The following is a 23,800-nucleotide window of genomic DNA, read 5'->3' on the forward strand; positions in this document are numbered from 1 at the left end:
CGGGGTGGCGTAAATTGGTCCCCGGAATCACACTGATGGCATGAATGAAGTGGAATCGCTACTCGACGAATTTGAATCGGCTTGGATCGCGGGCAAACCCGTATCGATCGATCAATTCATGCGCCAGCTAATCGATGGCAACGCTCAGCGGTTGTCGGTCGTCGACCGGGACGAGCTGCTGGCCGAATTGGTGCGGTTGGAATTTGAGTATCGCTACAACGCCGATCCCCAATCGCCGCCCGTCGTCGAAGAATACCTGCGACGGTTTCCGCAATTGCAGGAATCTTCCATCGCGGTTGATTTGGCCGAAGACGCCCGGCGTTTGAGCCGTCGGCACTCGGCGGCCGAAGCGACCGATCCGATGCACACGATCGTCACCGCCACCCGTCCCACATCAACCAACAGTGCCTTCAATCTGCTTTCCGGACAAAAGCTACCCACCGAAGAGATTGGAACAAGCCAAAGTCTTCCCGGATCTCTCGCCGACCTTCAGTTCGACGATCTTTGGGCGGGGCTGCATCCACGGTTCCGACGCGAAGCGGTCTTGGGCGAAGGCAGTTTCGGCGTCGTTCATCGGGCGTTCGATACGCAGCTCCAACGTCACGTGGCGATCAAAACGTTGCACCCGATCCTCGCGGCCGATCCTGAACGGCGCGGCGCCTTGGTCGAAGAGGCTCGCCGCGTCGCCCAGTTCGATCATCCGAACTTGGTCACCGTCTACGACGTCGTCGATGGCGATCATCCCAGCGACGATCAAGCGAGGAACGCGGATCAACAAGGCCTTCGCGGAGGCGTGCATTTGGTGATGCAGTTGGTCGACGGTTTGCCCATGGATTCGTGGTGGGCTCAAACGCAATCGGCACCCTCACCGCTCGATTCCACCGAAGCCGACTATCGCGTTCTGGCAAGCCTGATGGCACAGGTCAGTCGCGCCGTTCACCACGCCCACTTGGCCGGCTGCATCCACTGCGATTTAAAACCTCAAAACATTCTCGTCGACCGTCGCGGTAACCCAACCGTTTTGGACTTCGGTTTATCGATCCGCCGCAGCGAACAGGGTTCCTTGGCCGGACGCATCTTCGGCACCCCCGCGTACATGTCTCCCGAACAAACCTGGGGCGAAAACCACCATCTCGATGGTCGCTCGGATATCTGGAGCCTCGGTGCGATCCTGTATCGATTGCTAACCGGCCGACTACCCTTCGAAGCGGCCAGCACACCGGCGATTTTGGAATCCATTCAAACCCGCGTCGTCACGCCGCCGGGACAATGGAGTGATCAAGTTCCCGACAAGCTTTCAAGAATATGTTTGCGTTGTTTAAGCAAGCGGATCGAAGACCGTTATGAAACGGCGGCTCAGCTTGCGTCCGACTTGCAATCCTACGCTGATGAAAACATCAGCCGTACGCTTCATCCCGGCGGCCGATCGCAATCCAGCTACCTGAAAAATTGCCCCTTCACCGAGACCGATCTGGTCGGGCGAGACGAGTTGATCGAATCCGCCGTTGCGATGTTGACCCGGTCCAAAGAACGTTTGTTGACGCTGACGGGAAGCGGCGGAATCGGCAAGACCCAAACCGCCGTTGCCATCGTCCACCGCCTCGATCAATCGCCGAGCAAGCCGACCGATCAAGACTCATCAAGCCAAGTCGTTGACGAACCTCTGGCCAAGACCGCCAACCTCGGCGACATTCTGTGGGTCGATACCGCCAACGCGACCACCGGCGAACAGTTTGCTGCGGCGGTCTTGGCGGGACTGGGTGTCGCGCAACAACCCGATGAACCGTCTTCCCAACGTGTCGAACAATCGATCGCCGTGCGAGGGCCGTTGATGTGCGTGCTTGATAATGTCGAGCAAGTCATCGACGAGGCGGCCGCATTAGTCCAACGGTGGCTCGTGGCCAATCCTGATCTGCGGCTGATCGTGACCAGTCAACTGCCGCTCCAGATCGCCAACGAGCGCGTCATCGTCTTGCCGCCTCTGAGCACTGCCCCGCCAAGCGACGACGTCGACGGCTTGGACGGCTTCGACGATCAATCTTCGGAACTGTTCGTGAGACGGGCGAAGGCAGCTTCGCCTAGTTTTCAAGTCGACGCATCAGGTCGGCAAACGATCCGTCAGATCGGCGAATTACTCGACGGCAATCCGCTCGCGATCGAATTGGCCGCCAGTCGCGTCGGCGTCCTGACTCTTGATGATCTGCTGCGACGTCTGACCCGATCGTTCGGCGTCCTCAAAAACCGACGTGCCGACCGTCCCGATCGTCATCAATCGCTCACCCACGTTGTCGGCTGGAGCATCGATCTGCTCACGTCGACACAAACCGAAGCGTTGCGGCGATTGGCCCTTTGGCCGGCCCCTATCCCGATGTCAATCGCCGAAGGATTGCTTGAATCGGATTTCAACGAAGAGTCTAACCCGGCGATCGGCGACGATGAAGACTCGCTCGACGTCCTTGACGAGTTGCGACGACGTAGTTTGCTGCGTTTTCGCAGCGACGACGAAGTCATGCACGTTCACGCGGATAACACGATTCGGCGATACCTGAGCGAACGTATCGACCCCGTTCATCGACGCGAGGTTGCTTTCGCGATGCTTACACAGCTTTCTGACTATGTGAAGTCGAACGACGGGATGAGTTCGCACGCCGCCATCGATCGACAACATCTTGCCACGAACCTGTCCATCGCCGTCGCTTGGCTCGACGAATCCGAATGCAATAGTGACATGGCTGTCGAAGCGATCTTGTTGGCCGATCGCCTCGCCGCCGATCAACTCGACAGCCGACTGCGAATCGATCGGATTGAAAGTGTTCAACCCCACGACGAATCGTTCCATCAAGCCGAGTGGACGTTTCGCTTAGCCGACGCCCGGCGTTTGGCCGGACAAACCGACGAAGCCGAGTCGTTGTGCCGACGCCAACTATCCCGAGCCGAACGACAACCCGAATCGGATACGGCGAAAGATTTGCGTGCGATCACCGCCTTAGGTGAGATCGCCATCGACACCCGCAAGTTGCTCGCCCGAATTCTTTTCCGCACCGGTCGTACGACGGAATCCGTTCGCTTGCTAGAGCAGGTCGTTTCCTTGGATCAAGACGTTGACGCCAGGCTTAACTTGGAACCCAGTTGGCAACTCGATGTGATCTTGGAGTTGATCGAGTACGAGCGTCGGTTGGGCCATTTCGAACGCGCTGAATCTTGGTTGACCCGAGGTAACGCGATCGCCGAAACCTTGCCGGGTGCGGTCGCCATGCGAACCGGCTTGATCATCCAAGAGGGCAAGTTGGCACTGCAGCGTGGACGGATCAATGAATCACGCAACTACTTTGACCAAGCCGTGCAGAGTTGCACGACGCTGAATCGTGAACCGGAATATCTGCAACAAGCGTTGCTCGGTCGTGCCGCCGCCGCCGCCGAAACCGGAGACTTTGACGCCGCCGAATTGGACTACGATCGTTGCGAACGGATCAGCCGTCGACTGGGCGACTTACCCACGCTTGCCCAATCGTTGAACAACCGCGCCCTCGCCGCCGACGACTCCGGCGATCCCGCCCGCGCCCACGAACTGTTGCAACAGGCCTACGAAATTTATCGCAATCTTGGCGACCGAGTCGGGATCGCGATCTGTCGATGTGCCCAAGCCTCCGCTCAACTTTCGATGAATCAACCTCAACTCGCGATCGAGTTGCTCAATCGAACCGAGGTCACCGATCACCTTCCAGGCGAATCGATCCACCAAGCGATCCGGCACGGCGATCTCGGTGTCGCCTATCAACAAACCGGCGATTTGGATCGAGCGAAACAATCATTGTCCCAATGCCTCGCGGAACTGGACCGTTTGAACATCGAATCGTCGGCCGAGCGATTGATCTATCAGGTCCCCTACTTCGCGATCCTCGATCAACAAGGCCAAGCCGACGCGTCGCTGCGACAACAGGTCACCGACCTCGTCAACCATTGGCGATCTCAACCGCATCTAAGAAAACGCGTCGACCAAACGATTCAGAGCTTTGAAGGCAAGTAAGCGATCGCATGGGTCGATGGACAAGATTGCGACTTCTCGATCGCATTGCGACACCAAGCTAACAGTGGACGGTTGATTTAGTTTGCATCGTAACCCGAAGCGTGAGCGAGGGATAATTGACATTGACTCATCCCTCGCTCACGCTTCGGGTTACGATGAAATCAACAGCCCGCTAGCGACGACGGCTCACAAGAGTTCTGCCGAACGATTACACCAAACGTGCTTAACGTGACCATGTTGCAAACATGCTTTTACTTTGCTTCACTTGGACTTTACTCAGATGGAGAATCTTGGCCGGCGGGCGTCATCATCGCTTGCCAAACCCGAGCGTCGATACTGTCCGAAACAAACCGCGTGCTACCGTCCGCCATCCCGCAGTTGACTCCGTCAGCGTGTGCCGATGAGGGGCGTGCCAAGTCGGTGGCGTTCGATGGGTCCATGGTGACCACAAAGATATCCGCCGATGCGTTTCCCGGGTCAGAGACTCCGTTGATTTGATGAACGCTCTGCGGTTCTTCACCGGCATCCCAGTCAACATCGTGCCACACCATGCCGTTGGTAAATCGGCTCAGTGAGGGATACAGAACCCGTTGGTCCTTCACGATCGTGAGACTGTCTTGATCTGAAAACCCGGCTCGATGCCAAGGCATTGCCTGCACGTTCTCAGAGACCAAGACGGTTTGGCCTTGGCCGTCAGTGATATCCGACATGCGGATCGGCGGGCCGGTGGGGGAAATTTCTCCGTCGGGGCCAGCGGTGTCGGGCAACTGGTTGTGAAAGATTCCAAAGATCGGTGACATTGATTCCGTCAACGTGATCGCAACCCGTTGGCCGGACGGCTGAATAATCTCGACGGCTTCGTTGGTTTTGGCGTTCGGAGGAAGGTACACGCCCGTATTGACGATGTAGCTATTACGTCCATGAGTGGCTTCGGAACTCGGGTTGCTGGGGCACTGCATGATCGCCAAGTTGGGAGCGGCGAGCCAGCTATATCCCTCTCCGCTGACGCCCGTCGAAAGCGGGTTTTCCGAGGTGCCACCACCCACGATCGGGTAACGGTCCTCGGTCCAATGTTCGTAGGTCGGTTGAGCATCCAGCCAAGGCAAGATTGCCACCGCCCATGTGCCGATCTTTCGATGCGGACGAAGCGACTGCGGATCCGCATCGGGGTGATTGGGATCAACCAATCGTCCATCCAACCTGCACTTTAGGCGATTGCCTATCACTTCAAAATTGATCTTGCCACGAAAAAGGCCCTCAGAGAAATTGGAGGTTCTCACACCAAACCAATACTCAAAGGGCCAAGGATGGCTAAGAATATACGCTCCTGACATGATGAGTCCTTCCTAGACTACGGGGCCTATCCAACTTCAGCCGATCTTAGCGTCCTGGCTGGAAAATCGCCCTCCCAATTCTCAAACGTCATCCCAACGCCGATTAGCGTGCCTGCACCCCGCTGCGTAAGCGAGGGATAATTGATATTGACTCATCCCTCGCTGACGGGCTGTTGATTTAGTCCTCATCGAAACCCGAAGCGTGAGCGAGGGATACCTACAAAGGATTTAATGGCGTTCAATCCCTCGCTGACGCTTCGGGTTACGATTAAATCAACAGCCCGCTAGCGCCATCGGCTCTCAAGAATTGCCTAATGCACTCAATCAACAGGCCGCTAGTTGACCATTGGTGACGCGTCCGAAAGAGGAATCACTCTACAGCCGAGAATGATGGGCCGGTCGTCGGCAGATTGTCAGGCCGGTCTCTTGGTAAGACCAATCTCTTTACAACGGAATGGAAGCGTGACGCTGGGATCCCGCTTACCGTTGGGCCGATGAATCGTCTGCCGCTGCCGTCGCGATCGGGGCGAATTGAATTTGCCGCAAATCGCTGCCGACGGGAGCACCGCCGAGAAGGTTTTGCAACTTCATCGTGGCCGGAGGTTCGGAGTTCGCTTCGTTTCCCGGAGGGCTGCCCCAGAACCATCGATCGCCTTTGGCATTGGCGATTTCCAACTGCACCACCGGGTTCTGACGCAAGTCGCCGTGGACTCCGATGCTCGAGATGCCCAACTCCGTGCGATAGGGTTGCAACAGATAGGCCAACACCGCAGCGGCGTGTACCCGCGAGTCCCCGAACTCGGAACCGACGCCGCCGGTCGGATACGCCCCGGGCACAATGATATGCAAATATTGCTCGGTCTCCGCCCGCGAAAAATCGTTGGGCGGAAGCAGGATGCCTTCCCCGTCGATGGCAAAGAAACCCGCACCATTGTGTTCGGGGTGGCGGCTGATCACGTGGACCATCGCGACAGGTTGGCGATAATCCAGTCGGACGTCCAATACGCCGCCGGGCAATTTGCGGACACTGACGACTCGTTTGACCCACGGATGACTCGCGAAGGCGGACGCGACCTTGGCACAAGCCTGGGTATCGATCAGCGAAAGTTGATCCATCGCCGCATCACGGTAGACCGTTTCGATGATATTCGTTCGGACGTACTGGGGTGGCGGTGTCACCGAAATGGCAGTCGCCTCGACGCCGTAATACTTGTGAGCGACGTAGTGACTGCCCCATTGTTGCCAAGCGGCATAGCCGACGACCAATAAAATCGCCGGCCACAAAATCGACAAAACAGCCGGCGCGGCGACCAGTGATGCGATCCAGCGAATCTTGGAAGGCGGAGCGACGTCGAGCGATTCAAACCGCCTTTTGCGGACCGTCGCGCGTTTCGTTGAAGGAGTCGGATCGGTCACGTGGGGCATCAAAACGGGGGCGACATGACGGCAGCCGGTAATGGCTATGCCCGGTTTGGAGTGCATTCGGCCGCGTCGAAACAACCCGGCGATGCGATTCCACCTGGACGTTTACCAAATCTGCAAGTTCAGCCGCAAGTCGATCCCGGTTTGCAACAAGACCTGTTCTCGGACCCGCTCGATCAATCGCAGGCACTGCTCGCTTGTCGCATTTTCATGTGCGATCAGGTACTGAGGTGCCGACAAATCCAACGAAACGTCCCCTTCGCGGAGACCGGAAAGCCCCGTGCTGGCGATCAACTCACGGGTCGACATGGAATCGGGATCGATGAACGGCATCACGATCCGTGAGGTGTCCGCCGGACGACGTTGGCCGCGATGAATCCATAGTTTCTGCATCCGCTTGGTCAACGCGCTGACGTCTTTGGGCTCGAGTTCAAACTCGACACTCAACACGATCGAGCCGTCCAAGGTTGATTTTCGGTGAGAAAAACCGGCTTCTTCGGCCGAGATCGTTTTCGACTCGCCCGACTCATCGAGCACATCGATCGACCGCACCACCGACCCAATGTCCCGGCCCTCGGCGGACGCATTGCCCACGACGGCCCCCCCGACGCTGCCGGGAATGCCGACGAGGTGTTCGAGACCCCCGAGGCCCTCTCCGACGGTTTTGATCGCCGCGTGAGTCAGTTTTGCCCCGGCCCCCGCTTTCAATCGGTTGCCTTCGATTGCCAATTGGCAGGTCGCCGGACCGCCCAATGAAATCACCAATCCGTCGAAACCGGCTTCGCGGACGAGCACGTTACTGCCGTGACCGAGCACGCGAACGGCCAAGTCGTGTTTGCGGGCCGCTCGAACGAGCCCTGAAATCTGCTTGATTTCGACCGGTTCGGCCAAAAAACGGGCCGGACCACCGATGCCCAGCCACAACGACTCGTTGAGCGGCTGGTTCTCGCCGATCAGATGCTGGAGTTCTTCCGGAAAGACATCGGCGAGCATTACGGTAGGATTCAAAGACACGTCGTGACCAACTCGAACAGGGGAATGCGGGTGGGAGCCCCTACAGTTTGCCAACCATCGGCAGAATTCGCAATCGAGGCTATCGCCGTCTTCCGGCGAAGGCGCTTGTCGACTGCCGTCGCCGCCACGCATCGGGTTTGCGGGCTGTTGATTTAGTCCTCATCGAAACCCGATGCGTGAGTTTTGAACATGCACTTTTTTCGTAACACGCTGCGTAAGCGAGGGATAGTTGATATTGACTCATCCCTCGCTGACGCATCGGGTTACGATTAAATCAACAGCCCGTTTGCCACGGTGCAAAAAAACTCGCTGGCTTGATACGATTGTGCGGCGTCTTCTCCATTTGCTTCGCACGGCCATCTCATGCATTCCCTCGACCTCTACGATTACGAACTCCCCCGCGAGCGGATCGCTCAAGAACCGCTCCGAAATCGTGTCGATGCGCGGTTGATGTTGGTCGACCGGGCCGAGGGCACGATCGATCACTACCACGTTCGCGATCTGCCGGAGTTATTACGTGCCGAAGACGCCTTGGTGTTGAACAATTCCCGCGTCGTTCCGGCTCGATTGATCGGCTATCGGACACGCACCAACGGTCGATGGCAGGGACTGTTTCTGCGAAGTGACCCCGCATCGGGTGTGTGGGAATTGTTGACGAAGACTCGCGGAACGTTGAGAACTGGGGAGACGATCACGTTGCAAGATCGCGATGCCCGAGACGGGGGCAAGCTGGAGATCATCGGCCGCGACACCGAAGGGCACCTGCTCGTCAAACCGCTCGTCGAGTCCTTCACCGCCGTCGACCGTGACGGGCAACCAATCAGTGCACCTGAGTCGATGGCCCGATCGGCGACCGCGTGGCTGGAACGCTACGGTCGGGTTCCGATCCCGCCGTACATTCGCGACGGGCGGATGGTTGATGCGGACGTGACGAATTATCAAACCGTCTTCGCGAGCAAAAAAGAAGAGGACAAAGGCAGCGTCGCGGCGCCGACTGCCGGCCTGCACTTCACCGATAATTTGCTCAAGACGATCGCCAAGGGGCAGACAGCGATTCACGAAGTCACGTTGCATGTTGGAATCGGAACGTTTCGCCCGATCGAGGCAGATGACATCGACGAGCACCACATGCACCAGGAATGGGGCCGGATCGACCAGGCGACCGTCGACAGCATCGTGGCCCGACGTGCCGCCGGCGGGCGGTGTGTCGCCGTGGGCACGACGAGCGTCCGGGTGCTCGAAAGTAGCGTCGCTGCCGGTAACGGAAACCTTGCCGAATGGACCGGATCGACCGACTTGTTTATCAAACCGCCTTATCGATTTGGTGCGGTCGATGCCCTGATGACAAACTTTCACTTACCGAAAAGTTCGCTGCTGGTCCTCGTCAGCGCGTTCGCAACGCGTGATTTGATCCTGAAGGCGTATCAGGAAGCGATCGACGCCGAATACCGTTTCTTCAGCTACGGCGACGCAATGCTGATCGTCTGAAAGAGATAGGCCCGGGTTACCTTGAAAAGGGAAAGCCCGAGTTGCCTTGAAAAGGGAAGGGCCGGGTTACCTTGAAAAGGGAAGGGCCGGGTTACCTTGAAAAGGGAAGGGCCATGGTGAAGCCCTCCCTGCCTCACCATGGCCCTATCAGTGCTGGAACGATGGCACCGATCGTTCCACCCTCCCAATCCATGGTACCCCTAGTATCGGACGTGGCCGCAGGTGTACATAAAGAAAAAAGGCTCGGTCGTTCGGATTTTTCCGACGCGGATGGGGGCTGCTCCGACGCGACGAATCAAAGCGGGCGATGGAATCACCACCTTAATTTCAACGTTTTGATACGTCGCCCCGTTCGTCGCTCTAGTGCTTTCAACCACATTTGACTTTAGGGTGTCAGCAACGTGGCTCGACGGTCCTCCGTCGAGAATCACGGTGGGGACCACCGTGCCACGTTTTAAGCCAACCCTCATTTAAAATATTGACGAAGCACTAGATCGGCCGGACCAACTCAGGGGCCGGCGTTGAACTCGGCCCGCGAACTTTCAAGAATCCTGACATCCCCACGATGATCGCCGCCAGCAGCACGATCACCTTTAGCCACTTGGCTTTGTTGGCCCTCATTCCAGCCAACTTAGGACTGCGCCCGACCAACGCGGACGCGAAGAAAAAGATCACAAAAGCGAGCAGCATCTTCGTACCCAGCAAGCCGTGATACAGACCGTCGCCCTTGTGAGCGGGAATGGCCCGAACGTAGTTGTAAAATCCACTCAATAAAAACAACGCGATTCCGCCATGGATGAAGCGCTTCCAGCGGCCGTTGATCGCGGCGGCGAGCTGTGCGTGGGCCTCGTCGGAAAGTTGTTTCGCCGACGGCAAGAGCACCCACAGGGTGAACACACTGCCTCCGACGAGCACGATCGCGGTGGAGACGTGGACGATTCGCGAAATAATATCGAGGAGGAGCATGGGATTCCGGTGGGTGTGTCAGGAAAGACGGCTGAGACAATTTGACCGCAGAGGGTCGCCGATCGGATCACTATCGCCGCTCGGCGAGATTTCGCCAACCGCATCACGCAGGTTCCTGTTTTGCACGCAGGTTCCTGATTTGGTTGGCTTTCACGAATCCCGACGGAAGCATAGAATCCCTCAAAACCCATTCCCCTCACTCTTTCCTCGAAGAGTTTTGTCCATGACTGCCTCGGCAACCACTGCATCCGCTACCGACCGAGTTTACAACTTTTCCGCTGGCCCAGCTGTTCTTCCCGAGTCCGTACTTCGTGAAGTCCAAGAGGAAATGATGTGTCTGCCGGGGGCCGGGGCGTCGCTGCTGGAGATCAGCCACCGCGACAAATTGTTCATCGAGATTTTGCAAGACGCGGAGAGCACCCTGCGTTCGCTTTTGGGTATCAGCGATGACTATAGCGTGATGTTCATGCAGGGCGGAGCGACGCTGCAGTTTTCCGCCGTCGCCGCCAATTTGTTACGCGGAACCGGCAAGAAGGCCGAGTACCTTCTGACCGGATCATGGGGCAAGAAGGCGATCGAGGAAGCCAAGAAAGAAGGCAACGTCGGAGTGCTCTTCGACGCCGCCAAGACCAATTACGATCGATTGCCGACGGCCTCGGACTATTCTTGCCCAGACGACGCCGCCTATCTGTACTACTGCAGCAACGAAACCATCCAAGGCGTCCAGTTCGCAAGCGAACCGGAGTGCCCCGATTCGGTTCCCTTGGTCAGCGACGCGTCGAGCGATTTTTTGTGTCGGCCTTTGCCGATCGATCGTTACGGACTTGTGTATGCGTGTGCTCAAAAGAACGCCGGACCGGCCGGAGTGACCGTCGTCGTGATGCGCAAAGACCTGATCGATATCGCCGACGAAAACATCCCCGGCTACTTGCACTACAAAAACCATCACGAAAACGAGTCGGAGTGGAACACACCACCGACGTTCGCGATCTACGTGCTCGGGAAAGTGGCCCGTTGGCTGCGGGATGACATCGGAGGGCTGGCGAACATGGAAGACATCAATCGCCAAAAATCCGAATCGCTCTACAAGATCATCGACGAAAGCAACGGTTTCTATCGCGGACATGCGCAAACAGATTGTCGTTCGTTGATGAACGTCACATTCAATTTGCCCAGTGAAGAATTGACCACGAAATTTGTCGCCGAAGCCGGGTCACATCGTTTGGCGGCACTGAAGGGCCACCGCAGCGTCGGCGGCATTCGTGCCAGCATTTACAACGCGATGCCCCGAGAAGGCGTCGAAGCCCTCGGCAACTTCATGACCGATTTCGCCAGCCGAAACGGTTAGTGGTCCGTCACCGTTACGAGTTGTTTCCGACTCGACGGTTCGGATGATTTACACTCAAACTCTCACCCCCATTTTAGATCTCATGCACCGCATTCTTGTCCTCGACGATATCGCTCAAGAAGGGATTGATTTGCTCGAAGCCGCCGAAGGCATCGAGTACGAAGTCCGCACGAAACTCAAGGGCGATGAACTCCGCTCTTCACTCAATGAGTTCGACGCCGCGATCCTCCGAAGTGGCGTGACGATCACGCCGGAATCTCTCGAGGGCAACACGCGTTTGCGGGCCCTTGTACGGGCCGGCGTGGGGACCGACAACATCGACAAGGCCGCCGCAACGCGCCGCGGGATCGTGGTCATGAACACCCCGGCGGGCAATACCGTCAGTACCGCCGAACACACCTTTGCAATGTTATTGGCACTCAGCCGTAACATCGCGGCGGCCAATCAAAGTCTCGTGGAAGGACGCTGGGACCGTAAAAAGTTCATGGGAACTCAGGTCGCCGGTAAATCATTGGGCATCGTGGGCATGGGCCGCATCGGGCGTGAAGTCGCTTCGCGGGCTCGTGCGTTCGACATGGAAGTCGTCGCCTTCGATCCCTTCCTGACCGATGACCAAGCCGAATCACTCAAGGTGAAGCGTGTCGAAACGGTCGACGAGATGTTGCCGATGATCGACTACCTAACCGTCCACACGCCGCTGACCCCCGAAACCAAGGGATTGATCGGCATGGCTCAACTCGACAAAGTTAAGCCGGGCTTGCGGGTCATCAATGTCGCTCGCGGCGGGATCTACGATCACGACGCGTTGGTCGAAGGCCTCAAGTCGGGCAAACTCGGTGGCGTAGCGTTGGACGTTTACGAGGACGAACCTTGTACCGATAGTCCGTTGTTCGGAATGGAAGGCACCGTGTGCACGCCTCACTTGGGCGCGAGCACCGAGGAAGCTCAAACGCAAGTCGCCGTCGAAGGCATTCACTTGCTGATCAATTACCTCAAGACCGGCGAGATTCGACACAGTGTCAACGTCGCTTCGCTCGACCCCAAAACGCTCGATGAACTTCGTAGCTACCTGAACATCGCCCATCGCTTAGGGCTGCTGTTGCATCAATGGCACGGCGGCGGCATCGACCATGTTCGAATTATGTATCGCGGCGCGGTCGCGGGCAAAGACACTCGAGTTCTCAACAACGCGTTCTGCGCTGGATTGCTCGAACGCGTCGTTGAAGACGCCAACGTCATCAATTCGGAGATGTTGTTGCGTGAACGGGGAATCGAACTCAGTGTCGAACACAATTGCGAACAGGGCGCGTTCACCAGCAGCATCACGGTCGAAGTGTCCGGCAGCGGGAAAACGGCCCAAGCCGGTGCGGCCGTGCTCGGTCACGAAATGCCACGCTTGATTCTGCTCGATGGTTATCGTCTGGAGTCTTACTTGGACGGTCGCCTATTCGTGTTTTCTCACCAAGACGTTCCCGGCATCATCGGTGGCGTCGGAACCGTATTCGGAAACCACGGAATCAACATCGCACAAATGGCCGTCGGTCGCGAAGGCACCTCTCCCGGTGGGAATGCGATCGGCGTGTTGAGTTTGGACGGCGACGTTTCCGACGAGGCCATGGCCGACCTGAAATCGATCAAGGCAATCACCCAAGCCAAGGTGATCGAAATGCCCGGCGTCGGTGATCTGCCGAGTTGGCTGAGCTAGTGCTTCGTCAATATTTAAAATGAGGATTGGCTTAAAACGTGGCACGGTGGTCCCCCACCGTGATTCTCGACGGAGGACCGTCGAGCCACGTTGCTGACACCTTAAAGTCAAATGTGGATGAAGCACTAGACCGAATGCTTGGCGGAAAGTCGATGTCATGGGGGTTGACCCAAGACCTCCCCTGACGCGTAAGATGAAGGGAAGCTTCGCACCTCGTTTCCGATCGATCTTATGAAATTCCTGCCAAACGCTTCCGATTCACGTCGGCAATTCCTGTCTCGGATCGCCGCAGCAAGCGGTTTGGCGATGTTGTCGACCGGTGCGGGCGGTTCGATGCTTCGCGCCGCTCCCGCGCCTCGGTCACGTTCGAACGCGAAGTGGGAAGATTCGATCAACCGGGGATTGCAGTGGCTCGCGGGCCAACAATCATCCCGAGGACAGTGGAACACGACCGTGTATCCAACCGCGATGGCGGCCTTGGCCGGAACCGCGATGATCGCCAACGGGAGCACGACGACCCAGGGGCCCTATTCCCACGAGATCGCACGTGCCGCCGACTTTTTGATCAGCAAATCCCGCGGCAACGGTTTGATCGGCGACCCGCAGACCGATTCGAGGTATACCTACGGGCACGGATTCTCGATGCTGTTTCTGTCCCAAGTGCTCGGGGAAGAAGGATTGCTTGATCGCCGTGAAGAACTCGTTGACGTTTTGACGAGGGCGGTTCAGTTCAGCGGCAACGCCCAGACCGCAGCGGGTGGTTGGGGATACGTCTCGGCCAAGGAAGGAAACGACTTCGACGAAGGCAGCACGACGATTACGCAGGTCCAAGGACTACGCGGTTGTCGCAATGCGGGCATTCCCGTGAACAGCGAAGTCATCGAAAAGGCGAAAGACTACATCTACCGTTGCAAGAATCCAGACGGCGGGATTAGTTATTCCAGTCGTCAAACCGGTAGTAGTCGTCCCGCGATCACGGCAGCCGCACTGGCGGCGCTGTACAACGCGGGCGATTACGATAGCGAGCACGTGCCCGAGATGCTCGCCTACAGCAAAGGCGCTTTGCACGAGATCAGTGATTCGACACGCGCGTTCGGCCATTGGAACTACACCTACCTGTACTACAGCCAAGTGGTCTACCGGCAGGGCGATGAACTCTGGCTGCCGTTTCGTGATCGACTTTATGATCGCATCGCGGCCGAGCAAGAACCGGATGGTTCGTGGAATGGACAAATCCACCCGGTCTACGTGACTGCTTGCAACTTAACGATGCTGCAAATCGATCGAGGATTCTTGCCGATTTATCAACGATAGGGCTCGCACCAGTTCTTGGTATGCAGTCCGCTGCGAATTCGCCATTCTCGTAATTCAGCGAGCAGGCGTTGCTTGTGTTCGGCCGCCGTTTCCGCATCCCATAAATTGACGACCTCATCCGGATCGTTGACCAAATCAAACAGTTGTCCGTGCGGCTGATCAAGAAAGTGAACTAACTTGTGAGTCCGGTCGCGGACCATCGTCATGTACTCGCAGCCAGTCAACACACCGTCACCTGATTGCTCGCAGTAAACGTATTCTCGTCCGGGATACGTTGACGGATTCGCGATCGCATCGACCAACGACTCGGCCGCCCAATGCTCGGGCACGTTCAGCCCAGCCCAATGCATGATGGTCGCCCCGATGTCCATCTGTTGGACCAATGCCTCGACCGTCTGGCCCCCGCCGATCGCATGGCCACCGATCGCATTACCCCCGTTCCAACCGGGGGCCCACACGATCATGGGCACTCGAGTGATTTGCTCGTACATCGTCCACTTCTGGCTTTGGCCGTGGTCGGTCAAGCAGTCACCGTGGTCGCTGGTGAAAATCACGATCGTATTGTCGAGATATCCGTTGCGATCAAGTGCATCAATGATTTCGCCCACTTTCTGATCGATCATCGACACGTTCGCAAGATAGAACGCTCGTTGGCGATGGCGTTGGGCCTCGGTCGGGTGCTTCAGCGCGACGACCGAATCATGGTCGATGGCCTCGTTGTGGTCGCGCAATTCCTGCAGCGCCGGCGGCAGCGAAGCAAGCTCATCCTCAGTAACCGGAATCAGTGGCAGGTCTTTGTCGAGGTAAACGGCGGCCGCTTCGGGCGTCGGATCGTAAGGCGGGTGAGGACCTGGAAAGCCGACTTGCAAGAACAGCGGATGTGTGGGCGGGTGCGTGTCGATCCACCATCGAGCCATGTCGCCCACAAAATTGTCCGGATGCGTGTCAGCGGGCATCTCCCAATGGAACGCACCGAGTGATTCCCGGTAATCGTCACGCTTGCGATAGAACTCGCGTTGTTGCTTGACCAGACCTCGGAAACGCAACGCCTTGTCCCACTCGTCAAAGTAATACCGACCTTCGAGATAGCGGTCCTTGTTCTCCACAACGTAACGTTCGTGAAAACCGAGTTCAGTCTCGAACGGCCACGAGTGCATCTTGCCGATGTTGGTGCAGTGGTATCCCGCTTCGTTGAGACGTTCGATCCAGCTGCGTCGCCAAGTATCGGCGTTCTTTAAGATGCCCGTCGTGTGCGGATAGTACCCCTTGAACAAACTTGCCCGCGCCGCCGCACACGATGCGGCAGTCACGTAGCAATGTGAAAACGAAACGCCTTCGCGAACCAGGCGATCCAAGTTCGGTGTATCCATGTGGGGATACCCCAACGCGGCGATCGTATCGAATCGCTGTTGATCGGTAATGATGAAAACAATATTCGGCGGAGCAGCGATGGGTCGTGGCATCGGATTCGTGAAATGGCATAAGAGTCACTGGCACAGGACTTGCGCCGCTGGAATAGAGTTTACCATTGTCGGCCAGCTTGTCTGCCTAGCATCTTTTCTTCGACCCGACCTTCACACGCCCCAGAACGGCCGCTGACCAGTTCCTGACCAGCCCAGTGTCATCGTTGGAGCATGTGACACGGACCCCAGCGAACCCAGTGAACCCAACGAACCCAACGGAAACTATTTTTCGGATGGGCTCTTCGCGTACCAGCCCGTTTCGCGTGTCGGTTGATGAGCCTCGGTACGCCACTGGTTTGCCTTGGGCATCGGTTCGCGGCGTTCGTTCGGCACACCTTGCAGTGATGCTTCACGCACCGGCACGCTCAAGCGATTTTCATTTTGAAAACGAGTGGGACGTTCGTAGTTCGAATTGAACTGAGTGGCCGGTCTGGGTAACGCGGGCAGTAAATCGGGAGCCTTCAAGTTCTCCGTTGCCGGCGCAGTCGTCGGCTGACTTGTGGCCGGGGCGACCTCGCGAGCGACCGGCGAGGTCGCGCCGGCGAACGGGTTTCGATAATTCTCGGGAGCGGGAATCGGACGAACTCGAGGCCATGAGCGATTGCCATTTCCGTTCTGCGTCGTCAAGTCACGTAAATCCTGCTGATCCCGTTCGATCTCGTATCGACTTCGCTGCCACGAACCATCTCCGGACGTCGGCTCGGTCGACGGACGACCATTGGCCGGCGGGTCGAGTTGATATTCAGACCGAACCGGTGGTCGCTCCGATGATTCGGATTCGTATCGGTACGAGTCGTAGTTGTCCTGAAGTTGGTCGCGGCGGCGTTCTTCTAGTTCCGCCTTGGCCGCTTCATAGCCTTGTCGGTATGCATCGTTGACTTCATCTGCAGGATTCGCCGAACGAGCGTCCTGCAACTCGGGTGCACGCAGTGGTTGTCGATCCGAGGCCGAGGGAGTTGAATCTTGAGCGGGGAACCTGTAGTCGTCGCCCGATGATGGGAACGAACTCGAACCGGTCAAGGGACTTAGGTTCGAAGACGGGTTTGAAAAACTCGAACCGAACTGCGAGCTGGAATCGTATTGCGAGTTGGAATCGTATTGCGGATAAGTCGTCGACAGATCGGGACGTCCCGAGAAGTTCGCTTGTGGCAGCGTTGGAGGGGACATCGGTTGATAATCGCCGCCAATGCCGGTCGCACCGTTGGCGTCGTAACCGCTCACGCCACCATACGGATTGACCGTGGAAGGAATCGTGCTCGGAGAGATCGTGCTGGGGATCGTCGTCGCACCGTAGCCCATGGACGGGTCGTTAGCGCATCCGGTGCCGCCGCAGGGTTGTAACGTGTTGGCCGGATAGGCGTTCCCGGCCGAATAAGGTTCCAAGGTCGCGTAGGGCGTGCGCTGGATTTGCTGAACCGTCGAACTGCAAGGTTGTTGCACGGTGACGGTCGTGCCTGTGATCGGATCGATCGTGGTCGCCGGGCGGTAGTAGGTGATCGGCGCGGTGTAGTAGGACGTGCGGTACCCGGTACCGAGCAGCGAATCAAAGAACCTCGCCAATCCGCTGCGGATCGGGGTCGCAAAGGCGGGTGCGGGAACCGCCGTCGCCATGGGCGAAGCCGCCAAATCAGGTCGCAGCGATGTCACCGCCGGTGCCGCCGATCCGTAAGTGTTCGGGTACATATTCCCGGTCCCATAGAAGGAATTTCCGGGGGTCGACAATCCGCGGTAACCGGTTGCAACGGGCAATCCGGTGTAAACCGATGGGTTGTTCAAGGGCACCGCCCCGTACGCCGGACGCTGGACCGAATAGGTCGACGCGGTACCAGTCGTCAGCAGCGGCGTGTAACCGGCGGTGTAAACCCCCGCTACCGAAGCCGCATACGGCGTGTATCCGGCCGAATAGGGAACCGTTCCGTCGATCACCGGAACCGGAGCCACCGCATAGGCTGGTTGGCGGCCGTACAACCAATCGGTCAAACAGCACGCCGACGCGTCGGCCGTCCCCAATGAGGTTGCGGCAACTGCGGTAGCAAGCAAGGCGAGTAGGTTTCGTCGTTTCGAGCGGGCAGGCATCGGCCGTTCCAAGCAATGAGCGTCACGAATCTGAAAAGCGAAAGCGTTTGATTGGCTTCCGGTGCAAGTGAACGTCTCAGCCCCCGGTTGGTCAATGATTCTTGAGCCCAAATTTTTTCCTTGGCAAGCTTTGCATTCCGCCTATTTCCGGTCGAAACGATTAGGAGGTTTGGGAGGACAGTTGGGAAGGACACTTCGCCGAACGGTTGACGAATTGCCAAACAATCAAGAACAAGCCCGTGACGAAATAACCCGCCACATATTCCATTACCGCCGATATCGAAGCGGCCGGTAGATGAAGAGAACTTCCCTCGGCCGCCCAAAACGGGATGAATAAACGGTTCCCTGGAATTGGCGAATGGATCACTCCGAAAAAGGTTAGCCCCGCCGCCAAGAACATCACCGCTGCGGCTACCTTTAGTTTTTGGTCGATCATCGAGGCCAGCACCCACGCCCAAAGCAGACCGGTAACAATGAACCCATTACTGAGCATCCGCAGCGTATCCAAATCGTGCTTCAATGGTCCTCCATCGAGTCCGTCCATCGTCATGTTGGCGTTCAGCAAGGCGGCATCACCGAAGATGCGATCGGGCAGACTCATCGCGAGATAAGCCAACGCAGGCAAACATGCGATCGCAACGGCCGCAAAGTGACGTTTGGGGGTAGCCAGGAAAGTCTGGGACGTGATCTCCAAACCGACGAAGACCAAAATCGGATACACAACTGGCGCAGGAATCCACGCGTTCAACCAAGCAAAATACCCGACGATCCCGGCCGAGCCGATTAATAACGCAGTCGCTAAAGTATAAGCCGCCCGCCCGCCCATGGCTTTGTAAGCCGGATGCCCAATGTACGGCGTCGTTTGAATCACACCGCCCGATAGGCCAGCGATCAAGGTGGCCATCGCCTCCACACCGAGCACCGTTCGCGTGTCGTATTCATCGCCCACCGATGCGGCACTCTCGGTGCAGTCAATGCCGCCGACGACGGTCGCGAGCGCAAACGGAATTACGAACGGAAGGTAAGGCAACGCGGCTGGCAAGTCGGCGATCCACGCACCCGCGTAACTGCCCATCCACTGGGTTGGGAACCACTGAATCGTGGGTGCGACCGGAAACTCATAACCCGCGATCCCCAAACCGCACATCACATAGTAAGCCGACCCGGCCACGATCAACGCGCCCAATGTTCCGGGCGTTCGCCCCGGTAGCGGCACGTGACCGATCAACGTTCCCAGAACAATCACCAACGCCAACATGCCCGGCAAAGGCGAACCCAGGATATGCGTTAGCGGAAAGAAACTAATCAACACCAACGCGATCGCGGCCAACGAGCCGAGCAAACCGGCACGCGGTACCGCCGCCCGAACCCAACCGCCCATCGGAGCCAACACCAACTTCACCACGCCGCTGAGCACGGTACACCAAATACCAATGTGCCAGGTATGCAACGAAGCCGACGCCACATCCATTCCGCTTCCGCGAGCGGCGAGAAATGCCGGCCCCAGCACGAGCAAGATCATGCCGAAGGTCGAGGGCGTGTCCAAACCCAATGGCATGGCGGTGACGTCGGTGCGGTTCTCTCGTCGCGCCATCCGCAGGGCGATGAAAAAGAACGCCAAATCGCCTAAGAAAACTCCCAATGCCGTCCCAGGGACCATGTAGGCGACCGTGAACTCCGCCGGAAGTCCAAAGCCCGCCAACAACGCAACCATCAAGAGCAAGCCGGCGAGATTGTCGAGCATCAATCCGAAGAACGCATTGATGTCGCCCGTCGTCGCCCACCAGCAACCGCCGATCGCGGCGGCCGAGCTCGGATCGCTCAGGCTGAGGCTGCCCGACCCCGCATGATTGAGCGTTCCTGATTCGGATTCGGAAGCCGGTATCGCACCGGAAGCGTTGGGCGTTTCGGACATGTCAAAACTCAGTATGATGTCGGACCTGCGACAGACAGGCGGCCAGCGTACCGTACATCGTTGCGTCACGGAAGCAAACGACCTCGACGAAAATGCCGACAAGGACCACTACAAAACGATGAGAATCATGATCGTCATCCCCGCCCGGCTTGCCTCGGGGCGGCTGAGTGAAAAATTACTGCTCCGGGCGGCCGGCAAGTCGGTTCTGCAATGGACTTACGAAGCGGCCAAGAAAGCCACGATCACCGACCGGGTCATCGTCGCCGCCGACGATCCCCGATTGGTCGCCGAAGTTGATTCGTTCGGCGGCGAGGCCCGTTTGACCAGCGTCATGTGTCAATCCGGAACCGATCGCATTGCGGAGATCGCATTGAGAAACGACGACGTCGATTTATTCGTCAATGTCCAAGGTGATGAACCGGAGATCGCCGCAACGACAATCGATACGGTCGCCGGTTTGCTCGCTTCGCGACCCGATGCCGATATCGCGACGGCGATTTGCCCGATCACCAGCGAACGGAAATTAAACGATCCTGCGTGCGTCAAAGTCATCATGGGCGATCACGATCGAGCGATCTGTTTCAGCCGCGCACCTGTTCCCTTCGCCCGTGACGGCTTGACGCCGGCAATGCTTTCGGTCGACCCGTCGTCCGGTACGCGACACTCGTTTTGGCAACACATCGGCTTGTACGCGTATCGTCGTGACTTCCTGCTTTGGTTCGCCACCCAACCGCCCGGACGACTCGAACAAATCGAGAAACTCGAACAACTCCGAGCCATCGAAGCGGGCAAGACGATCATTGCCGCGGAAGTACCAGAGTCTGCACCGGGAATCGACACGCTGGAAGATTTTCGCGAATTCAAAGACCGCGTCGAAGGTTAATTCACTTCGCCGACGTGTTTGCACGAACGACCACGTCATCGAACTCATTCATGTCGTCAAACGAACCGATGCCGATACGGCCGTTCGTGAAACGTGAGTCGCTGACGCGCATGTGAGGGGTTTGCATGTCGTCGAAGTACACCGCGATTTCGCCACTTTCCGCATTGCGAACAAGCCGGACATGATGCCAAGCGTCGTCCCATGGCGTGAGCCGTTCGTTTTTCGTCAGTGCCAACCGAGGTGCCTCGTTGACGACCATGATCTGACCACTGTGTGGGTCCGGTTTTGCTCCCAGATGCACGTAATAGAAATGCTTGCTGTCGCGGTAGTTGAAGAACACGCAGCAATCGCGATGGTTCCCGGTGTCTTTGGTACTGCGTACACGAAAAGTCATCTCAAATGATCCCAGTTCGAGATCCTGAATCAGGGCAACATGACCGGGGCTTCGTGTCGGTGGAACGTATTTCGAGCCTCGCTCGGTGATCGCGAAGGTGTGATTGTCGTCGTGTTCGGTCCACTTCCAAGTTTCCGGGTCGAGCACTTCCCAACGATCGACACCAGACTCGAAGTCTTCCTGGAATACCACTTGAGGACCACCCGGCAAAACCGAATCTTCGGCCCAAAGGCCATTGGGCCCAGAATGAGCGAAGGTGGCAAGCAGTAGAACGAGGAGATCGAAGCGAGACATAAACTTTTTCCGGTTCGGGTGGGGAATCATCGTGGAAATCATAACCCAACGCGTGACAGGTTGCGATCCGCGTCGAAAACCCTGGACTACAGTTCGCCCTTAACGCCCAGATCGTGGAAGAAGTGCGAAACGTTGTCTTGGTTCTCCAGCAACCACTCGATCCTGGGTTCGCACTTGATCGCCTTTTCGATTGCTCGAACGGTGGCTTCCCGGTGAATGCGAAACAGTTCCGCGTGGTCGACTTTCTCAACGGACAACACGCCCGGGTCCAACCACACCGAATAGATAATGCCCAGATCGTTGGCCTTGTCCATGGGAATGTGTCCGGCACGGACGGCGTCGAGCACTCCGTTGGCGATGCCCGCTTGGACACTGCCCATCAAGATGTTGGTGTAACGGTTGTCGGACACGGTGACCTTGCTGACCATCAACGTCACCGGTCGAACTTGAACGTCGCTGTTGAGGATCGCGAACACTTTAGTGTGTCCTTTGACTTGGCTGCCAACGAGCGTTGCGATCGACTGGCCGACCGGACCATCGAGTTCGCCGATCACGATTTCTGGCTCGGCACACAGATAATCAAACTCACCTTCGACAAGAGCTTCGCCCGTCCGCATCACGATTCTTTGACTCATCATTTTTCTCACACTGATCTAGGGAAATTACCGCCGCATAAACACGCAGCAGCAAAAAATGCAAATGTCACGAAACTAAAACGATGCCGTCCGCGAAGAGGATCGGCAAGGGGTGAGCTAACTTTCGTGAGCTTCGCGGGGGCCGGAGTGGTTTTCGCTCATGCTGCCTAAAGTGCATCCGACGTCGTTGATCCGCTCCCTGTAGGCCTCCGACTCGGCCATCCGCGTGCGCGGCAGATCGAGTTAGATGATCTGCTCAGACAAGCCCAACCCAATCGCGTCGGAAGTTCGCGATGAAGACGCCCCGTCGCTGAGATCAACCGTCAGTCGCATCACGCATGAAAGCAAGTTCCGCGTCGGTAACGAGTGGTTTGGAAGGATAGGCGAGAAGTGGATTATTCGCGACACGAGCGTATTTCTTTGCAATCACATCCATCTCAAGCACAGTGTGTTCTATGGCCTGTGCGTCGTCAGGACGGTTCTCCGCAATGGCGAGCGATTGTTCGTCGCGAAGCATGGCCGCACGTTGAGCATAGTGAGCGGCCCAGCCGCCACAGAAATCCGCCTTGTTCCAAAGCGAGATACAGACAAAGCTGGATAGCCCGAGGATGCCCCAAAGCACAGCTTTGACAGTGAAGCTTCGTTTAATCTTCATTTCGTGTTCCGTTGGGTTTTCAGTCCGGTAACGCTCGAAATCACGCGGTTGCGGCCGGTGACCTTACCATCGCAAAACGCGTGACCCGCAACTCGCATGCATTTCATTGTTCTGCAAAATTCTCTGCTGGCCGTTGTTTAATTCTACATCCCGGAAGCTGTGCCTGGAGTGCAGTGACACCAGTGGCGGTGACTTTGGTACAGGTCAAGTCGAGGGATTCAAGTTGCCCACATCCTGCTAGGATTAACAAGGTTTCATCGTTGACACCGAAATCGCCGGAAAACGAAACCAAACGAACGTTTGGCATGCTCGCGATTGCTCGAATCCCAGCTGGCCCAACGTCTGTCATCTCGAGGGATACTCTCTCAATATCTCCTCGACTTGCAAAACAAGTGAGCAGTTTATCAGCGTCCCTCATCGAGTATATGGACAGCGCATGTTCGCCTTTCGAGAGACGTAGTGCCGAGTCCTCAATCCAGTGAAGTCGGTAACGCGTAAGCTGGTTTTCCAAGCGAAGTCGAACATTGTCACGCGCGTACCCAGTGAAGGTCACGAGGATCAATGCAATCATCAGAGAATAGCCTACGACATGTAAATACTTCTTGAGTCGCACAATGTAGTAGATTGCAGAACGCCAGCCGTCACCCGGGCCGGTCGGTTGATGTTCCATTTGCAAACGCGCCGCACCGGCCTCAGGGCGAGTAGAACGGGGTCTTTCTGGTTTAGGATACGCTTTGTGTTCACGGTTTGCCACGGATTTCTCCTTTGTGGTGTCACATTATTTGATCCTTGTCCAATTGAAACTCCGAACCCTCTCAGAACCGGACGTGCGCCGTTAACGCATCCAGCTTCCCGCCAACACCTCTC

At 57.2% G+C, this 23,800-nt stretch carries 17 protein-coding genes; 6 read left to right on the forward strand and 11 right to left on the reverse strand.

The features are described from left to right. Window positions 1-40: 40 nt before the first annotated feature. Window positions 41-4,027, forward strand: coding sequence for a protein kinase domain-containing protein (locus tag Pla100_RS06825; RefSeq protein WP_146576928.1), 3,987 nt, complete (start codon window positions 41-43; stop codon window positions 4,025-4,027). Window positions 4,028-4,299: 272 nt separating this feature from the next. Here Pla100_RS06825 and Pla100_RS06830 read toward each other — a convergent pair whose 3' ends face one another. From Pla100_RS06830 to Pla100_RS06840, 3 genes are all read right to left on the reverse strand, one after another. After that, window positions 4,300-5,214 (reverse strand): DUF1559 family PulG-like putative transporter, encoded by a 915-nt coding sequence (locus Pla100_RS06830; RefSeq protein WP_197167747.1) that lies wholly within the window; start codon window positions 5,212-5,214, stop codon window positions 4,300-4,302. A gap of 627 nt (window positions 5,215-5,841) precedes the next feature. Beyond that, entirely contained in the window at window positions 5,842-6,843 is a 1,002-nt protein-coding gene (locus Pla100_RS06835; RefSeq protein WP_231602790.1) for a cell division protein FtsQ/DivIB, read from the reverse strand. 45 nt (window positions 6,844-6,888) lie between these two features. Continuing rightward, window positions 6,889-7,797, reverse strand: coding sequence for a UDP-N-acetylmuramate dehydrogenase (locus tag Pla100_RS06840; protein WP_231602791.1), 909 nt, complete (start codon window positions 7,795-7,797; stop codon window positions 6,889-6,891). Between the two features lie 363 nt (window positions 7,798-8,160). Here Pla100_RS06840 and queA point away from each other — a divergent pair, with 363 nt between their 5' ends. Continuing rightward, a complete protein-coding gene (gene queA / locus Pla100_RS06845) occupies window positions 8,161-9,285 on the forward strand; it encodes a tRNA preQ1(34) S-adenosylmethionine ribosyltransferase-isomerase QueA (protein ID WP_146576930.1) in 1,125 nt (374 codons plus the stop codon). Between the two features lie 489 nt (window positions 9,286-9,774). Here the strand turns inward: queA and Pla100_RS06850 are convergent, their stop codons facing one another. Beyond that, on the reverse strand, window positions 9,775-10,251 hold the full coding sequence (locus tag Pla100_RS06850) for a hypothetical protein (protein WP_146576931.1): 477 nt from the start codon (window positions 10,249-10,251) through the stop codon (window positions 9,775-9,777). A 223-nt stretch (window positions 10,252-10,474) separates the two neighbouring features. Between Pla100_RS06850 and serC the strand changes: the two genes are divergently transcribed. The 3 genes from serC (at window position 10,475) to Pla100_RS06865 (ending at window position 14,618) form a co-directional block, all read left to right on the forward strand. Beyond that, entirely contained in the window at window positions 10,475-11,599 is a 1,125-nt protein-coding gene (serC, locus tag Pla100_RS06855) for a 3-phosphoserine/phosphohydroxythreonine transaminase (protein ID WP_146576932.1), read from the forward strand. A gap of 82 nt (window positions 11,600-11,681) precedes the next feature. Further along, window positions 11,682-13,304, forward strand: coding sequence for a phosphoglycerate dehydrogenase (serA, locus tag Pla100_RS06860; protein WP_146576933.1), 1,623 nt, complete (start codon window positions 11,682-11,684; stop codon window positions 13,302-13,304). 231 nt (window positions 13,305-13,535) lie between these two features. Then, the gene (locus Pla100_RS06865) at window positions 13,536-14,618 is read left to right on the forward strand and encodes a prenyltransferase/squalene oxidase repeat-containing protein (RefSeq protein ID WP_146576934.1); all 1,083 of its coding nucleotides are present in this window, start codon (window positions 13,536-13,538) and stop codon (window positions 14,616-14,618) included. Here Pla100_RS06865 and Pla100_RS06870 read toward each other — a convergent pair. From Pla100_RS06870 to Pla100_RS06880, 3 genes are all read right to left on the reverse strand, one after another. After that, window positions 14,609-16,081 carry a sulfatase family protein gene (locus Pla100_RS06870; protein WP_197167748.1) on the reverse strand — a complete coding sequence of 491 codons (1,473 nt, stop codon included), beginning with the start codon at window positions 16,079-16,081 and terminating at the stop codon, window positions 14,609-14,611. The two genes, Pla100_RS06865 and Pla100_RS06870, sit on opposite strands and share 10 nt — an antisense overlap. A 222-nt stretch (window positions 16,082-16,303) precedes the next feature. Beyond that, complete coding sequence (locus Pla100_RS06875) at window positions 16,304-18,157, reverse strand: chromosomal replication initiator protein DnaA (protein WP_231602792.1); 1,854 nt, start codon at window positions 18,155-18,157, stop codon at window positions 16,304-16,306. A 160-nt stretch (window positions 18,158-18,317) separates the two neighbouring features. Continuing rightward, window positions 18,318-19,901, reverse strand: a complete 1,584-nt coding sequence (locus Pla100_RS06880; protein WP_146577326.1) for a permease — start codon at window positions 19,899-19,901, stop codon at window positions 18,318-18,320. A gap of 289 nt (window positions 19,902-20,190) precedes the next feature. Here Pla100_RS06880 and kdsB point away from each other — a divergent pair, with 289 nt between their 5' ends. Continuing rightward, on the forward strand, window positions 20,191-20,955 hold the full coding sequence (gene kdsB / locus Pla100_RS06885; protein ID WP_146577327.1) for a 3-deoxy-manno-octulosonate cytidylyltransferase: 765 nt from the start codon (window positions 20,191-20,193) through the stop codon (window positions 20,953-20,955). Between the two features lies 1 nt (window position 20,956). Here kdsB and Pla100_RS06890 read toward each other — a convergent pair whose 3' ends face one another. The 4 genes from Pla100_RS06890 to Pla100_RS06905 all read right to left on the reverse strand — a co-directional run bounded on the left by Pla100_RS06890 (window position 20,957) and on the right by Pla100_RS06905 (window position 23,687). After that, on the reverse strand, window positions 20,957-21,643 hold the full coding sequence (locus Pla100_RS06890; RefSeq protein WP_231602793.1) for a hypothetical protein: 687 nt from the start codon (window positions 21,641-21,643) through the stop codon (window positions 20,957-20,959). 86 nt (window positions 21,644-21,729) lie between these two features. After that, the gene (locus tag Pla100_RS06895) at window positions 21,730-22,281 is read right to left on the reverse strand and encodes a formaldehyde-activating enzyme (RefSeq protein ID WP_231602794.1); all 552 of its coding nucleotides are present in this window, start codon (window positions 22,279-22,281) and stop codon (window positions 21,730-21,732) included. A 313-nt stretch (window positions 22,282-22,594) separates the two neighbouring features. Continuing rightward, the gene (locus Pla100_RS06900) at window positions 22,595-22,933 is read right to left on the reverse strand and encodes a hypothetical protein (protein WP_146576935.1); all 339 of its coding nucleotides are present in this window, start codon (window positions 22,931-22,933) and stop codon (window positions 22,595-22,597) included. 103 nt (window positions 22,934-23,036) lie between these two features. Then, entirely contained in the window at window positions 23,037-23,687 is a 651-nt protein-coding gene (locus Pla100_RS06905; RefSeq protein ID WP_146576936.1) for a hypothetical protein, read from the reverse strand. Between the last annotated feature and the right edge of the window lie 113 nt (window positions 23,688-23,800).

The sequence above is a fragment of the Neorhodopirellula pilleata genome (genome assembly GCF_007859915.1).
Lineage (GTDB): Bacteria > Planctomycetota > Planctomycetia > Pirellulales > Pirellulaceae > Rhodopirellula > Rhodopirellula pilleata.